Origin of the sequence: Streptomyces sp. NPDC053048 (assembly GCF_044547045.1) — a bacterium.
GTDB lineage: Bacteria > Actinomycetota > Actinomycetes > Streptomycetales > Streptomycetaceae > Streptomyces.
This window is the reverse complement of the sequence record NZ_JBITZS010000011.1, coordinates 26178-41256: the sequence shown is the minus strand read 5'-3', so window position 1 is coordinate 41256 and position 15079 is coordinate 26178. Positions and strand designations below refer to the sequence as shown.

Below are 15079 nucleotides of genomic sequence, written 5' to 3'. Positions count from 1 at the left end.
CGTGACCGTCACTGAACTGGTGTCGTACGAGGAGGCGCTTGCCACCTACGAGCCCGTCATGGGGCTCGAGGTGCACGTCGAGCTCGGCACCAAGACCAAGATGTTCTGCGGGTGCTCCACCGAGCTGGGCGCCGAGCCCAACTCGCAGACCTGCCCCACCTGCCTCGGCCTGCCCGGCTCCCTCCCGGTCGTCAACGCCGTCGGCGTCGAGTCGGCCGTGAAGATCGGCCTGGCGCTGCACTGCGAGATCGCCGAGTGGTGCCGCTTCGCCCGGAAGAACTACTTCTATCCGGACATGCCGAAGAACTTCCAGACCTCCCAGTACGACGAGCCCATCGCCTTCAACGGCTACCTGGACGTCCAGCTGGAGGACGGCGAGGTCTTCCGCGTGGAGATCGAGCGCGCCCACATGGAGGAGGACACCGGCAAGTCCACGCACGTGGGCGGCGCCACCGGCCGCATCCACGGCGCGTCCCACTCCCTGCTGGACTACAACCGCGCGGGCATCCCGCTCATCGAGATCGTCACCAAGCCGATCACCGGTGCGGGCGAGCGCGCCCCCGAGGTCGCCAAGGCGTACGTCGCCGAGCTGCGCGAGCTCATCCGGGCGCTGGGCGTCTCCGAGGCCCGCATGGAGATGGGCCAGATGCGCTGCGACGTCAACCTCTCGCTGATGCCCAAGGGCAGCGAGAAGTTCGGCACCCGCTCCGAGACGAAGAACGTCAACTCGCTGCGCTCGGTCGAGCGGGCGGCGCGCTTCGAGATCCAGCGGCACGCGGCCGTGCTGTCCTCCGGCGGCTCGATCGTGCAGGAGACCCGGCACTTCCACGAGGAGGACGGCTCCACGACGTCGGGCCGGATCAAGGAAGAGGCCGAGGACTACCGCTACTTCCCCGAGCCGGACCTGGTGCCGGTGGCCCCCTCCCGCGAGTGGGTCGAGGAGCTGCGGGCGACCCTGCCCGAGCTGCCGCGCGTGCGCCGCAACCGGCTGCGCGAGGAGTGGGGCGTCTCGGCGCACGACATGCAGTCGATCCTCAACGCGGGTGCCGTCGACCTGATCGTCGCCACCATCGAGGCCGGCGCGGACGCCGCCTCGGCCCGCAAGTGGTGGATGGGCGAGCTGTCGCGCCGGGCCAACGAGGCCGGCACCGACCTGGCCGCGATGGAGATCACGCCCGAGCAGGTCGCCCGGGTGTGCGCGCTGGTCGCGGAGGGTTCCCTCAACGACAAGCTGGCCCGCCAGGTCATCGAGGGTGTGCTCGCGGGTGAGGGCGCCCCGGACGAGGTCGTCGACAAGCGCGGCCTGAAGGTCGTCTCCGACGAGGGCGCGCTGGGCACGGCCGTCGACGAGGCCATCGCGGCCAACGCGGCGATCGCCGACAAGATCCGGGCCGGCAAGGTCGCGGCGGCGGGCGCGCTCGTCGGCGCGGTCATGAAGGCCACGCGGGGCCAGGCGGACGCCGCGCGCGTGCGCGAGCTGATCCTGGAGAAGCTGGGCGTCGAGGGCTGATCCCTCGCCGCCGGCGGTACGGAACGATGACCGCCCCCCTTGTGGGGGGCGGTCATCGTCGTATGTTGACGGCAACCGGCCCGGCGGGCGGGCCGAGTCGGCCGAGATTTGCCGGTACGTACCCCATGCGGGGAAACGGTCCGGCATGATCGCGGCAGCGGGCCTGTCAGGAGTGCCCGCACGCGAGGTATGGGGGTTGAAATGCGACGGTTGAGCAGAGGGCTGGCGGCGGCCCTGCTGGCGGGGGCCGGGCTGGCGGCGGCGCTGCCGGCGGGGACGGCCGTGGCGGCGGGCCCGGCGACGGCGGGGACGGCCGTGACGAGCTGCGGCGTCGACTGGGGGAGCCTGCCGAAGGTCAGCACGGACAGCAGGTACAAGCCGCTCAGGGACATCAGGACCGGCACCCACGAGTGCTACGACCGCATGGTCTTCGACACCCTGGGTCCGGACACCGGCGCCCCGATCGGCTACCACGTGCGGTACGTCGACCAGCTGCGGCAGGACGGCTCGGGGGAGGTCATCCCCGTCGGCGGCGGGGCGATCCTCGAGGTCCGGGTGGCGGCGCCCAGCTACGACCCGGAGACCGGCCAGGCCACCTACGACGGCAAGGTGCGGCAGCCGCTGCCGGGCGTGGACATCACCGGCTACCGGACGTTCCGGGACACCCGCTACGGCGGCAGCTTCGAGGGCGACACCCAGGTCGGCCTGGGCGTCCGGGCGAAGCTTCCGTTCCGGGTCTTCCAGGTGGGCAACCGCGTCGTGGTGGACGTCGCCCACAGCTGGCGCGGCTTCCACTGACCTGCGGCAGACGCGCGGGCCGGTGGAACGGCCGGCCCGCGCCGGCGCGGCGGCACGGCCTGACGACAACATTCCGCATCTCTGTGGCTTAACCCACAAACAGGACAAAAGATCTTATCCTGCTGTCACAGTAGGGCGACAGGGGCCCCTCGAGGGCCCCTCTGCCCAGTAGCCCAGCGGTCGGAAGACGGGTCATTTCCCGGCGAGATCGACGCGATACCCGGGAAGCAGGTTATGACCTCACTTGCCCGGTGGTGCCTGCGCCGCCGCTTCGCCGTGATCATCCTGTGGCTCGTCGCCCTCGCGGGCACCACGGCCGCCGCCACTCTGGCCGGCCAGGCCTACTCCAACGACTACGGCGTCCCCGGCACCGAGGCCGCCCGCGCCACCGCGCTCCTCGAGAGGGCCTTCCCCGGCCAGGGCGGCGACGACAGGATCGTCTGGCACACCGACCAGGGCACCGTCACCGCCTCCGACGTCGAGCGGCGCATGACCGGCGTGCTGCGCGAGGTCGAGGCCCTGCCCGGCGTCGAGTCCGTCAGCGGCCCCTACGGCGCCGACGGCGCCACCCGGATCAGCCAGGACCGGCAGACCGCCTACGCCTCCGTGACCTTCGAGGGCCCCGGCGCCCCGGACAAGGCCAAGGTCGCCAAGGTCGTCGAGACCGCCCGCGCGGCGGCCGGCGACGACCTCAAGGTCGCCCTCGGCGGCACCTCCGTCGCCGGCACCGAGACCTCGAGCGGCCACCTCAGCGAGATCATCGGCGTGGCCGTGGCAGCCGTGGTCCTCTTCGTCGTCTTCGGCTCGCTCGCCGCCAGCCTGCTGCCCATAGCGACCGCCCTCGTCGGCGTGGGCACCGCCGCCATGGGCACGGTGCTGCTCGGCCACGTCATCAAGGTCGCCGACTTCGCCCCCATGCTGGGCACCCTCATCGGCCTCGGCGTGGGCATCGACTACGCCCTGTTCATCGTCACCCGGCACCGCAAGGGACTGCGCCAGGGCCTGCCCGTGGCCCTGGCCGCCGAGCGGGCCGTGGCCACCACCGGGCGCGCCGTGGTCTTCGCGGGCGGCACGGTGTGCGTGGCCCTGCTGGGCATGATCGTCCTGCGCCTGAACTTCCTCACCGGAGTGGCGATCGCCGCCTCCCTGACCGTCGTCCTGACGGTCGCCGCGTCCGTCACCCTGCTGCCCGCCCTGCTGGGCCTCATCGGCAACCGCGCCCTCAGCCGCCGCGAGCGCCGCAGCCTGGCTCTCTCCGGCCCCCGCCCGGAGACCCCCACGGGGCTGGCCGCCCGCTGGTCGGCGTTCGTCGAGCGACACCCCAAGCTGCTGGGCACCGCGGCCGCCGCCGTCATGCTGACGCTCGCCCTGCCGGCCCTCTCCCTCCACCTGGGCACCTCCGACCAGGGCACCAACCCGGCCACGTCCACCACCCGCCAGGCCTACGACCTGCTCGAGCGGGGCTTCGGGCCCGGCGTCAACGGGCCCCTCACGCTCGTGGCCCCCCTCGACAGCGCCGCGGACCGGCTGGCCTTCAACCGGCTGCCCGACACCCTGAGCCACACCCAGGGCGTCGCCTCCGTCACCCCCTCCACGATGAACGGCAGCGGCGACACCGGCGTCATCACCGTCGTCCCCACCACCTCGCCGCAGTCCGGCGCCACCAGCGACCTCGTCGACCACCTGCGCGCGAGCGTCCTGCCGAAGGCCACCGGAGCCGGCGGTCCCGACGTCCTCGTCGGCGGCATGACCGCCGGCTACGACGACTTCGCCGATGTCATCCTCGGCAAGCTGCCGCTGTTCGTCGGCACCGTCGTCGGCCTGGGCTGCGTGCTGCTCCTGCTGGCCTTCCGCAGCATCGGCATACCGCTGAAGGCCGCGGCCATGAACATGGCGGCCGTCGCCTCCTCCTTCGGCATCGTCGTCGCGATCTTCCAGTGGGGCTGGGGCAGCGAGCTGCTCGGCCTGGGCGGCGCCGGCCCGATCGAGCCGTTCCTGCCGGTGGTCATGGTCTCGGTGCTGTTCGGGCTGTCCATGGACTACCAGGTCTTCCTGGTCAGCCGGATGTACGAGGAGTGGCTGGCCACCCGCGACAACACCAGGGCGGTACGGGTGGGCCTGGCCGAGACCAGCCGAGTGATCAACTCCGCGGCGATCATCATGATCTCGGTCTTCCTGGCCTTCGTGCTCAGCGGCGACCGGGTGATCGCGATGTTCGGCATCGGCCTGGCCGCGGCCGTCGCGCTGGACGCGTTCGTGCTGCGCACGCTGCTGGTCCCCGCGCTGATGCACATGCTGGGCGGCGCCAACTGGTGGCTGCCGGCCTGGCTGGAGCGGGTGCTCCCGCGCATCAGCATCGAGCCGGGCGAGGACCCGGTGCCGGGGCCGGCGTCGACGCCGGCGTCCGTGCCGGTGTCCGCGCTGCGGACGGAGGCCCGTACCGGCGAGGTACGGGACGGCTCGCTGGTCGGCTGATCCCCTGCGACGCGGGCCCGTTGGGGGGGGGGGGGGGGGGGGGGGCCCCCCCCCCCCCCCCCCCCGCCCGCCAACGGGAACGGGCCCACCCCGCCCTGCCCACCGCAGGTGACTGGTCCTGCGGGCGATTCGCGGGCAAGGTGGGGAGAGGAGGATCCGATGGGTTTCACCGACGATCACCTCGTTCCCCTCGTGGACGCCGGGCTCGGCAACAGCGCCTACCTCGTCGACCTCGGTGACGGCCGGGCCCTCGCCGTGGACGCCGCCCGGGACCTGCGGTCCCTGCGTGCGGCGGCCGGGCGGCGCGGCCTGCGGGTCGCCTTCGCCGCCGACACCCACCTGCACGCCGACTTCCTGACCGGCGCGCTGCAGCTCGCCGCCGACGACCGCGCCACCGTGCTGGCCTCCGCCGCCGGGCAGCGCGCCTTCCGCCACACTCCGCTCGCCGACGGCGACGAGAAGGACCTCGGCGGGCTCACCCTGCGGGCGCTGGCCACCCCCGGCCACACCGACGAGCACCTGTCGTACCTGCTCCTGGACGACGGCCGGCCGCTCGGCGTGTTCACGGGCGGCTCCCTCATCGTGGGCTCCGCCGCCCGCACCGATCTGCAGGGCGCCCACCGGGCCGAGGAACTGGCCCGCGCCCAGTACCGCTCGCTGCGGCGGCTGACCGAGCTGCCCGACGAGGTGGCGGTCTGGCCCACCCACGGCGCCGGCTCGTTCTGCTCCGCCCCCGCCGACGGGCGGCGCACGACGACCATCGGCGCGCAGAAGGCCGCCAACCCGCTGCTCGCGGCGCCCGGCGAGGACGCCTTCGTGGCCGCCCTGCTGGACGGCCTCGGCTCGTACCCCGCCTACTTCGACCGGCTGGCCGCCGTCAACCGGCACGGCCCCGCCGTGCTGTCCGCACCGCCCGGCCTCGCCCCGCTGACCGCCGACCGGGTGCGCGCGCTGCTCGGGAAGGGCGTCTGGGTGGTGGACGTCCGGCCCAAGGAGGACTTCGCGGCCGGCCATGTGCCCGGCGCGGTCTCCATCGCGCTGCGGGACCAGTTCGCCACCTGGCTGGGCTGGCTGCTGCCCGCCGACGCCCCGGCGGTCTTCGTCGCCGGACCGGGCCAGGACCTCGCCGAGATCGCCTGGCAGTCCGTCAAGATCGGCTATGAGCGGGCGGCCGGGTATCTGCACGGCGGCATGCCCGCCTGGACGGAGGCGGGCGGCCGCACGGAGACCGTCCCGCTCGTCGCCCCGGGCGGGATCGCGGGCCGTCCCGTGCTCGACGTCCGGCAGCTGTGCGAGCACACCGCCGGACACATCCCCGGCTCGCTGCCCATCGAGCTGGGCGCGCTGCCCGCCCGTACCCGGGACGTCCCCGACGGCGTCGTGGTGGCCTGCGCGCACGGCGAGCGCGCCATGACCGGCGCGAGCCTCCTGCGCCGCGCCGGGCACGGGGACGTGGCCGCCCTGGCGGGCGGGCCCGAGGACTGGGCACGGGCTACGGGGCACCGGCAGGCCGAGGGCCTGTGACCGGCCCGTCCTCTCCTCGTCCGGGCCCGATCAGCCCTGATGGGACCCGATCAGCCCTGGCGGGGCCTGATGACCACCTGGCCCGAGTCGAGGTCGATGGGGCCCTTGGCCGGGTCCGCGTCGCCCACGTCCTCGCGGGTGAGCTCGAGGCGGTTGAGCTCCTCCTCGGTGTGTTCACGGCCCGGTGCGAACAGCTCCTCGATCACGTTGAACATGGGGACTCCCGTCCGTCAGGTCACCTTCAGGCGGAGCAGCCGGTCGTCGTCCGGCCCCGCGTCGCCCCGCCCGTCCGTGTTGCTCGTCGTCAGCCACAGGCCGCCGTCGTCCGTAGGTACAACCGTGCGAAGCCGCCCGTAGTTCCCCTGGAGGTAGGCCCTGGGAGCCGCCGCCGGCTTCGTGCCCCGCAGGGGGACGCGCCACAGGCGCTCGCCGCGCAGGCTCGCCATCCACAGGGATCCGGCCGCGTAGGCGAGGCCGCTGGGGGAGGCCTCGTCGGTGCGCCACTGCGCGACCGGATCGACGAACCCCGCTCTGCCCGCCCTGCCCTCGGCCTTCGGCCAGCCGTAATTGCGGCCGGGCTCGACGAGGTTGAGCTCGTCCCAGGTGTGCTGGCCGAACTCCGATGCCCACAGCCGTTTGTGCGCGTCCCACGCCAGGCCCTGCACATTGCGGTGGCCGTGGCTGTAGACGATCGAGCGGGCGTCCGGATTGCCGGGGGCCGGTTTGCCGTCCGGGGTCATGCGCAGGATCTTGCCGCCCAGGGAGGCACGGTCCTGGGCGAGTTCGGACCGGCCGCCCTCCCCCGTGCCGGCGTAGAGCATCCCGTCGGGACCGAAGGCGAGGCGGCCGCCGTTGTGGGTGAAGCCCTTGGGGATGTCGCGGACGATCGTCTCGGGCGCGCCGAGCCGTCGGCCCTCCGGGCGGCCCTCGTCCACGCGCAGGCGGGCGATGCGATTGTCCGACCCGGTGGTGAAGTAGGCGTAGAGCGTGTGGTCCCCGGCGAAGTCCGGGGAGACCGCCAGGCCCAGCAGCCCGCCCTCGCCGGCGGCCGCGACGCCCGGTACCGAGCCCAGCTCGGTGCGCCTGCCGTCCTTCGCCGCGACGCGGACGACCGTGCCCGCGTCGCGCGAGCCCACCAGCAGGTCACCGCCGGGCAGCGCGGCCACGCCCCAGGGCGACTTGAGTTTCGTGGTGAGCGTGCGGACGACCTCGGCCGAGCCCCTGGCGGGCGGCGCGGACGCGGAGGACGCGGCGGGCGGGGAGGCTTCCTCCGGCTGCGGACCGTCCTGCGAACAGCCGGTGACGACGAGCAGCACGGCGGCCACGAAGGCAAGGCGTCGGCGCACGGTTTCCGTCCTCTCGCCGGGGCGTCGGTCGTTCACCCGTCCTTCATACACCCGCGCACTGTCAGTACCAGGAACCCAGCGCCTTCGGCAGGGCCGCTATCTCGGCGAAGTCCTCACCCGTCAGCCGCAGTCCGGCGGCGGCCGCGTTCTGCACCGCCCACCGCGCCTTCTTCGTCCCCGGCACCGGGACCACGTGCCGTCCCTGCGCCAGCACCCATGCCAGCGCGACCTGCGCCGCCGTGGCGTCGTGGCGCCGGGCGACGCGCCGCAGACCGGCGACTATCGGCTGGTTGGCGGCCATCATCTCCGCCGTGAAGCGCGGGTGCCGGGCCCGCACGTCCTCCGGCTCGAAGCCCTGGCCCGGGGTGAGCGTGCCACTGAGGAAACCATTCCCCAGGGGCATCGCGGCCAGCAGTCCCACGCCCCGCGAGGAGCACCACGGCACCAGCCGGTCCAGGGCCTCCCGCGACCAGACCGACAGCTCGGCCTGCACGCAGCTGACGGGGAAGACCTGCTGCACCCGCTCCAGCTGCCGGATGGTCGTGTCGTACATCCCCGCGCCCGCCCCGGCGCCCGTGCCGGACCTGCGCTGGGCCCGCGCGCCGATCGCGCACCACCCCAGCGCCCGCACCTTGCCCGCCGAGACCAGGTCCGCCATCGCCCCCCAGGTCTCCTCGACGGGCACCTCCGGGTCGGGGCGGTGCAGCTGGTAGAGATCGATCACATCGGTCTGCAGCCGCCGCAGCGAGGCGTCGCACGCCCGCTTCACATAGCCGGGCCGCCCGTTGGCCACGATGTGCTGCTCGCCCACCAGCAGCCCGCACTTGGTCGAGACGAACGCCTCTGCTCGCCTCTCCCGCAACACCCGCCCCACCAGTAGCTCGTTGGTGAACGGCCCGTACATGTCGGCTGTGTCCAGCAGGGTGGCCCCGGCGTCGAGCGCCGCGTGGACCGTGCGCAGCGCGGTCCCGCCGTTCTGCTGGGAGGCGGTGTACGCCCAGTGCATGGGCATGCACCCCAGGCCGATCGCCCCCACTTCGAGCGCCGTCGCACCGATTGTCCTGCGGTCCACCGGCCGTACCCCTCCCGTTCCTCGCCCCCAAAGTAACCTCTGCCTCCGAAGCCACTTCGCATAGCCTCCAGACATGAGCGCAGATCACAGCGGTTCCGCCGTCCGTCCCCTGGCCTGGTTGCCGATCCCGCCGGAGGAGATCGAGGGCCTTCCCGAAGGCCTGGAGTACGCCTACTGGAACGGCGGCCCGGACTACCCCACCGACCCGGCCCGCTGTGCCTTCTACTGCGTGCCCTACCTCAGTGGCCCGGAGGTCGGCGCCCGCCCGCTGCCGGGGATGACCGGGCTGCGCGTGGTGCAGGCGCTGACCGCCGGCGTGGACGACCTGCTGCCCGCGGTGCCCCTGCTGCCGCCCGGCGCCCGGCTGTGCAACGCGCGTGGTCTGCACGACGCCAGCACCGCCGAGCTGGCCCTGACCCTCACCCTCGCCGCCCTGCGCGGCATCCCCCGGTTCGTCCGGGCGCAGGACGCCCGGGAGTGGCGGCAGGAGTTCCGCCCGGCGCTTGCCGACAAGACGGTGCTCATCGTCGGCTACGGCGCGATCGGCGCCGCCATCGAGGACCGGCTCACTCCCTTTGAGTGCGCGCGGGTCGTGCGCGTCGCGCGCTCCCCGCGCACGACAGCACGCGGCCCGGTGCACCCGGTGGCCGACCTGCCCCGGCTCCTGCCCGCCGCGGACGTGGTGATCCTCGCGACCCCGCTCACTGACGACACCAGGAGGCTGGCCGACGCCGCGTTCCTCGGCCGGATGAAGGACGGCGCCCTCCTGGTGAACGTCGCCCGCGGCGCCGTCGTGGACACCGGGGCCCTCCTGGCCGAGCTGGAGAGCGGCCGGCTGCTGGCGGCCCTGGACGTCACCGACCCCGAACCGCTGCCCGCCGAGCACCCCCTGTGGAAGGCACCCGGAGTTCTGATCACCCCTCATGTGGGTGGACCTTCCTCGGCCTATCTGCCGCGGGCCAAGGCCCTCCTGCGCGATCAACTGTCCAGATTCGCACTGGACGAGCCTCTGCGGAATGTCGTAGTCGTCGCGTAGCCGCCGAGGGCCCGTCACGGCCCGCTACCACGTAGAGGCATCGTTCGGCTGCGCTGAGTATCCGTAATCCCGTACCTAGTTACGCTATGTATATGAGCTATGTCCCTGAGTGACGAGTCTGGTGTATCGTCCCGACGGGGGCTGCGCCGCGCACCGAACGGACGCAGCGAGGTACCGGAACTCGAGGGGGGCGACGGGCGATGCACGGCCAATGGACGATCTACCCGACGCGGCTCAGGCACCGACCGCGACCGCACCGCACGGCGGCTCTCCCGTCGCCCCCACGGTCCCGCAGGCCCGGGACGGCGGCGCGGTGAGCGCCCCCGGAGCGGCCCTGCCCCGCCGGCCGGCGACCGGCGGCGGCCCGGGAATGCTCTCCCAGTTGCTGCTCGCCCTCGTCTGCGGCGGTTACGCGACCGGCGCCGTCTTCGGCTGGGGCTCGGCCGAGCTCGCCACCACCATGGGCGACTTCGGCCTGAGCGGCGCCGCCGGCCTCGCCGCCGCCTCCTGCTTCTGGTACGGCCACACCCGCAGCACCCGCTTCCGGCCCGCCTGGCTGCTGTTCGCCGCCTCCTCCGCGATGGCCGGCTTCGGCAACGCCGTCTGGGGCTGGTACGAGGTCGTGCTCGACCGGCCGGTGCCCAGCCCGTCCCCGGCCGACTTCTGCTTCCTGCTCTTCGCGCCGCCCGCCATCATCGGCCTGCTGGTGCTCGCCCGCCGCCCCGTCACGCGGGCCGGCTGGGTCTGCCTGGCGCTGGACTCCTGGCTGATCGGCGGCTCGCTGCTGACCCTCTCCTGGAGCCTGGCCCTCGCCCACACCGCGCACTTCGCGGGCGAGACCGTCGCCCACGCCGCGCTCTCCCTCGCCTACCCGCTGCTGGACATCGTGCTGGTGTCCATGGTGCTGGCGCTGCACTTCAAGCGCTCCTCGGCCAACCGCTCGGCCATCAACACCGCCATCGCGGCCCTCGCGCTGACCGTGCTGTGCGACGCCCTGTTCACCTCGCCGCTGCTCCAGCAGCACTACCGCTCCGGCCAGATCCTCGACGCCGGCTGGTTCGCGGGCTACATGCTGATGGCCTACGCACCCTGGGTGGCCCGCGAGGAGGGCGAGGAGCTGCCCGGCAAGCGCCTGCGGCCCGTCCCGCCCTCCAGCCGGCCCATCGCCGGCTCGCTCGCCGCCCTCACCCCCTACCTCGCCGCCGCCGTCTGCACCCTGGGCATCCTCTACAACGTCCTCGACGGCCACCGCGTCGACCGGGTCGTGCTCTTCACGGGCTGCACGGTCGTCCTGGCGCTCGTCGTCCGCCAGGGCATCATGCTGCTCGACAACATCTCCCTCACCCAGGAACTGGCCCAGAAGGAGAACCACTTCCGCTCCCTCGTGCAGGGCTCCAGCGACGTCATCATGATCGCTGCCCCCACCGGGATACTGCGCTACGTCAGCCCCGCCGCCGCCGGGGTCTACGGGCGCGACGCCGAGGAACTCGTCGGCTCCGAGCTGGCCTCCCTGATCCACCCCGAGGACCTGGGCCGCGTCGTCCACGAGGTGCGCCGCTTCCTGGCCGCCCCGCCCGCCGACGAGCCCACCACCCGCATCGAGTGCCGCTTCCGCTCCGGCAGCGGCGACTGGCTCAACGTCGAGTCCACCGTCAACCGCCACCACGGCGGCCTGATCTTCAACAGCCGCGACGTCACCGAACGGGTCAGGCTCCAGGCGCAGTTGCAGCACACCGCCGAGCACGACCCGCTCACCGACCTGCCCAACCGCGCCCTGTTCACCAAGCGCGTCCAGCAGGCCCTCGCCGGCCGCAGAGTCACCGACGCCGGCACCGCCGTGCTCTTCATCGACCTCGACGGCTTCAAGGCCGTCAACGACACCGTCGGCCACCAGGCCGGCGACGAACTGCTGGTCCAGGCCGCCCGCCGGCTCCAGGACTCGGTACGCGCCGGGGACTCCACCGCCCGCTTCGGCGGCGACGAGTTCGCCGCGCTCATCATCGGCGACGGCACCCGCGACGCCGCCGCCCGCGAGTACCGCATCCTGGAGATCGCCGACCGGCTCCGGCTCACCCTCTCCCAGCCCTACCTCGTCGAGGGCGGCACCGAGGTCCGCGTCGCCGCCAGCATCGGCGTCGCCTTCGCCGAGCCCGGCATCACCCCCGGCACCCTGATGCGCAACGCCGACCTGGCCATGTACCGCGCCAAGCAGGCCGGGAAGGGCCGCGTCGAGCTCTACGCGCCCCAGATGCAGGCCGACGTGGTGCGCCGCGCCGAGCTCGCCACCCGGCTGCGCACCGCCCTGCACGACGGCGAGTTCGCCCTGCTGCACCAGCCCGTCGTCGAGCTGGCCACCGGCCGCATCACCGCCGTCAGCGCCCAGGCCCGCTGGCGCTCCGCCCAGGGCATCCTCTTCACCCCCGACGAGTTCCTGCGGGTGGCCGAGATGGACCGCGGCGACGAGAGCGCCCGCACCGCCGAGCTCGGCCGCTGGACCCTGGAGAAGGCCGCCGAGCAGGCCGACCGGCGCCGCCGCGCCGGCCACGCCGTGCCCGTGTACGTACGACTGCCCGCCGGGCGGCTGCTCGACAAGTCCCTGCCGCCCAAGACCATCGAGGCCATCGTGCTGCGCCACGGCCTGGCCTCCGGCTCGCTCGTCCTGGAGCTCTCCGGCAGCGACCCGCGCATCGCCCTGGACGAGCTCGAGCGCCGCCTGGTCTCGCTGCGCCGCTTCGGCGTGCGCATCGCCCTCGACGGCTTCGGCAGCGGCTACGCCGCCATGAGCGCCCTGCGGCGGCTGCCCATCGACGTCCTGCGGCTCGACCGCGGCCTGGTCGACGGCGTCGTGGAGTCCCCCCGGCTGCACAAGATCACCGCAGGGCTGCTGCGGATCGCCGGCGATCTCGGCATGCAGTCCGTGGCCGACGGGGTGGACGAGCCCGAGCAGGCCCGCGCCCTGCTGGCCATGGGGTGCACCCACGGCCAGGGCGCGGCCTTCGCCGGAGCCCTCGACGAGCACCGGCTGCGGCACGCTCTCGACCGGGGCCCGTACGCACTGCCGGACGATCCCGCGGATGGCGGAAACCAGGTGCTCGTCGGGGGTGCGCTGCCCGTACGATCCGGTGCCGTGGGCGGTGCCGGAGCCCTCGCACATGCTCCATTGCGCTCAAATAATGAGACGCCCGTCCCACCCACTTGACACTTCCGGTGCGGCAGAGGGAGGGTCGGTCCCATGCGCACCCGAATTCTCGTACTTGGACAGCGCGTCGGCTGAAGCAGGCCACCCGATAAGCCCTGCTGACCACACCGACGCGCTCCCCTCGCTTGCCCACCGGCACGAGGGGTTTTTTGTTTGCCCAACCCATCTGTCGAATCCGTCGCAACCGTCGAATCCGAATCCTTCGAGAAGAGAATGTCGATGACAGAGCAGGCCACCGGGGCCCATCATCCGCAGCCGCGGCCCCGCAGCGGCGCGGCGCAGCAGCCCGCCACCGTCGAGCACGTCACGGGTGCGCAGTCCCTCATCCGCTCCCTGGAAGAGGTGGGGGCCGACATCGTCTTCGGCATCCCCGGCGGCGCGATCCTCCCCGCCTACGACCCGATGATGGACTCCTCGAAGGTCCGCCACGTCCTCGTCCGCCACGAGCAGGGCGCCGGCCACGCGGCCACCGGATACGCCCAGGCCACCGGCCGGGTCGGCGTCTGCATGGCCACCTCCGGGCCGGGCGCCACCAACCTGGTGACCCCCATCGCCGACGCCCACATGGACTCCGTCCCGCTGGTCGCCATCACCGGGCAGGTCTCCTCCAAGTCGATCGGCACGGACGCCTTCCAGGAGGCGGACATCTGCGGCATCACCATGCCGATCACCAAGCACAACTGGCTGGTCACCGACCCCGCCGAGATCCCGCGGACCATCGCCGAGGCCTTCCACGTGGCCTCCACCGGCCGCCCCGGCCCGGTGCTGGTCGACATCGCCAAGGACGCCCTCCAGGCCCGCACCACCTTCGTCTGGCCGCCGCACACCGACCTGCCCGGCTACCGGCCCGTCACCAAGCCGCACGCCAAGCAGATCCGCGAGGCCGCCAAGCTGATCAGCCAGGCCGAGCGGCCGGTGCTCTACGTCGGCGGCGGCGTGATGAAGGCCCGAGCCACCGCCGAGCTCAAGGTCTTCGCCGAGCTGACCGGCGCGCCCGTCACCACCACCCTGATGGCGCTGGGCTCCCTGCCCGACAGCCACCCCCAGCACCTGGGCATGCCCGGCATGCACGGCACGGTCGCCGCCGTCACCGCCCTGCAGAAGGCCGACCTCATCGTCGCCCTCGGCGCCCGCTTCGACGACCGCGTCACCGGCAAGCTGGACTCCTTCGCCCCGCACGCCAGGATCGTCCACGCCGACATCGACCCGGCGGAGATCGGCAAGAACCGCGTCGCCGACGTGCCGATCGTGGGCGACGCCCGCGAGGTCATCGCCGACCTGATCGTCGCCGTCCGGGCCGAGCAGGCCGAGGGACGGGCCGGCGAGGCCGCCGCCGCGCGCTACCCGGCCTGGTGGAGCGACATCGACCGCTGGCGCGAGACCTACCCGCTCGGCTACGACCAGCCCGCGGACGGCAGCCTCTCCCCGCAGCAGGTCATCCAGCGCATCGGGCAACTCGCCCCCGAGAACACCATCTACACCGCGGGCGTCGGCCAGCACCAGATGTGGGCCGCCCACTTCATCGACTACGAGCAGCCCCGCACCTGGCTCAACTCCGGCGGCGCCGGGACGATGGGCTACGCCGTCCCCGCCGCGATGGGCGCCAAGGCCGGCATGCCCGACCGCACGGTGTGGGCCATCGACGGCGACGGCTGCTTCCAGATGACCAATCAGGAACTGGTCACCTGCGCGCTGAACAACATCCCCGTCAAGGTCGCCATCATCAACAACGGCGCCCTGGGCATGGTCCGCCAGTGGCAGACCCTCTTCTACAACCAGCGCTACTCCAACACCGTGCTGCACGCCGGTGACGGCGTCTCCAACGGCGGCACCGCCACCGGCCCCGGCCAGGAGCCCTGCGCCGGCACCCGGGTGCCCGACTTCGTCAAGCTCGCCGAGGCCATGGGCTGTGTGGGCCTGCGCTGCGAGGACCCCGCCGACCTCGACGCGGTCATCGAGCAGGCCAACGCCATCAACGACCGTCCGGTCGTCGTCGACTTCATCGTCCACCAGGACGCCATGGTCTGGCCGATGGTCGCCGCCGGCACCTCCAACGACGAGATCCTGGCCGCGCGCGGCGTCCGCCCGGACTTCGACGGCATCGACGACGACTGACCCG

The 15079-nt window shown here is 73.1% G+C and carries 10 protein-coding genes; 7 read left to right on the top strand and 3 right to left on the bottom strand.

Going from position 1 to position 15079, the window contains the following annotated elements; translation table 11 throughout:
* The first annotated feature begins 1 nt into the window (after window position 1).
* The 4 genes from gatB to ACIG36_RS27840 all read left to right on the top strand — a co-directional run bounded on the left by gatB (window position 2) and on the right by ACIG36_RS27840 (window position 6307).
* Complete coding sequence (gatB, locus tag ACIG36_RS27855) at window positions 2–1510, top strand: Asp-tRNA(Asn)/Glu-tRNA(Gln) amidotransferase subunit GatB (RefSeq protein ID WP_399933462.1); 1509 nt, start codon at window positions 2–4, stop codon at window positions 1508–1510.
* Between the two features lie 201 nt (window positions 1511–1711).
* The gene (locus tag ACIG36_RS27850) at window positions 1712–2308 is read left to right on the top strand and encodes a hypothetical protein (protein ID WP_399933458.1); all 597 of its coding nucleotides are present in this window, start codon (window positions 1712–1714) and stop codon (window positions 2306–2308) included.
* A gap of 234 nt (window positions 2309–2542) precedes the next feature.
* Window positions 2543–4783: an MMPL family transporter gene (locus ACIG36_RS27845; RefSeq protein ID WP_399933455.1), complete on the top strand. Its 2241-nt coding sequence runs from the start codon at window positions 2543–2545 to the stop codon at window positions 4781–4783.
* Between the two features lie 159 nt (window positions 4784–4942).
* Window positions 4943–6307 (top strand): rhodanese-like domain-containing protein, encoded by a 1365-nt coding sequence (locus ACIG36_RS27840; RefSeq protein ID WP_399933452.1) that lies wholly within the window; start codon window positions 4943–4945, stop codon window positions 6305–6307.
* A 50-nt stretch (window positions 6308–6357) separates the two neighbouring features.
* Here ACIG36_RS27840 and ACIG36_RS27835 read toward each other — a convergent pair whose 3' ends face one another.
* The 3 genes from ACIG36_RS27835 to ACIG36_RS27825 form a co-directional block, all read right to left on the bottom strand.
* The gene (locus tag ACIG36_RS27835; RefSeq protein ID WP_399933449.1) at window positions 6358–6522 is read right to left on the bottom strand and encodes a DUF6191 domain-containing protein; all 165 of its coding nucleotides are present in this window, start codon (window positions 6520–6522) and stop codon (window positions 6358–6360) included.
* Between the two features lie 15 nt (window positions 6523–6537).
* Window positions 6538–7653: a PQQ-dependent sugar dehydrogenase gene (locus tag ACIG36_RS27830; protein WP_399933446.1), complete on the bottom strand. Its 1116-nt coding sequence runs from the start codon at window positions 7651–7653 to the stop codon at window positions 6538–6540.
* 61 nt (window positions 7654–7714) lie between these two features.
* Window positions 7715–8725 (bottom strand): aldo/keto reductase, encoded by a 1011-nt coding sequence (locus ACIG36_RS27825; protein ID WP_399933443.1) that lies wholly within the window; start codon window positions 8723–8725, stop codon window positions 7715–7717.
* 73 nt (window positions 8726–8798) lie between these two features.
* Between ACIG36_RS27825 and ACIG36_RS27820 the strand changes: the two genes are divergently transcribed.
* The 3 genes from ACIG36_RS27820 to ACIG36_RS27810 all read left to right on the top strand — a co-directional run bounded on the left by ACIG36_RS27820 (window position 8799) and on the right by ACIG36_RS27810 (window position 15075).
* Complete coding sequence (locus tag ACIG36_RS27820) at window positions 8799–9761, top strand: 2-hydroxyacid dehydrogenase (protein ID WP_399933441.1); 963 nt, start codon at window positions 8799–8801, stop codon at window positions 9759–9761.
* Window positions 9762–10074: 313 nt separating this feature from the next.
* Window positions 10075–12960 carry a putative bifunctional diguanylate cyclase/phosphodiesterase gene (locus ACIG36_RS27815; protein ID WP_399933953.1) on the top strand — a complete coding sequence of 962 codons (2886 nt, stop codon included), beginning with the start codon at window positions 10075–10077 and terminating at the stop codon, window positions 12958–12960.
* Window positions 12961–13179: 219 nt separating this feature from the next.
* A complete protein-coding gene (locus ACIG36_RS27810) occupies window positions 13180–15075 on the top strand; it encodes an acetolactate synthase large subunit (protein ID WP_399933438.1) in 1896 nt (631 codons plus the stop codon).
* Window positions 15076–15079: the final 4 nt, after the last annotated feature.

Coding starts and splice junctions, on each gene's coding strand:
- ACIG36_RS27850 (WP_399933458.1), top strand. CDS start 1,712: ATGCGACGGTTGAGCAGAGGGCTGGCGGCGGCCCTGCTGGCGGGGGCC.
- ACIG36_RS27845 (WP_399933455.1), top strand. CDS start 2,543: ATGACCTCACTTGCCCGGTGGTGCCTGCGCCGCCGCTTCGCCGTGATC.
- ACIG36_RS27840 (WP_399933452.1), top strand. CDS start 4,943: ATGGGTTTCACCGACGATCACCTCGTTCCCCTCGTGGACGCCGGGCTC.
- ACIG36_RS27835 (WP_399933449.1), bottom strand. CDS start 6,522: ATGTTCAACGTGATCGAGGAGCTGTTCGCACCGGGCCGTGAACACACC.
- ACIG36_RS27820 (WP_399933441.1), top strand. CDS start 8,799: ATGAGCGCAGATCACAGCGGTTCCGCCGTCCGTCCCCTGGCCTGGTTG.
- ACIG36_RS27810 (WP_399933438.1), top strand. CDS start 13,180: ATGACAGAGCAGGCCACCGGGGCCCATCATCCGCAGCCGCGGCCCCGC.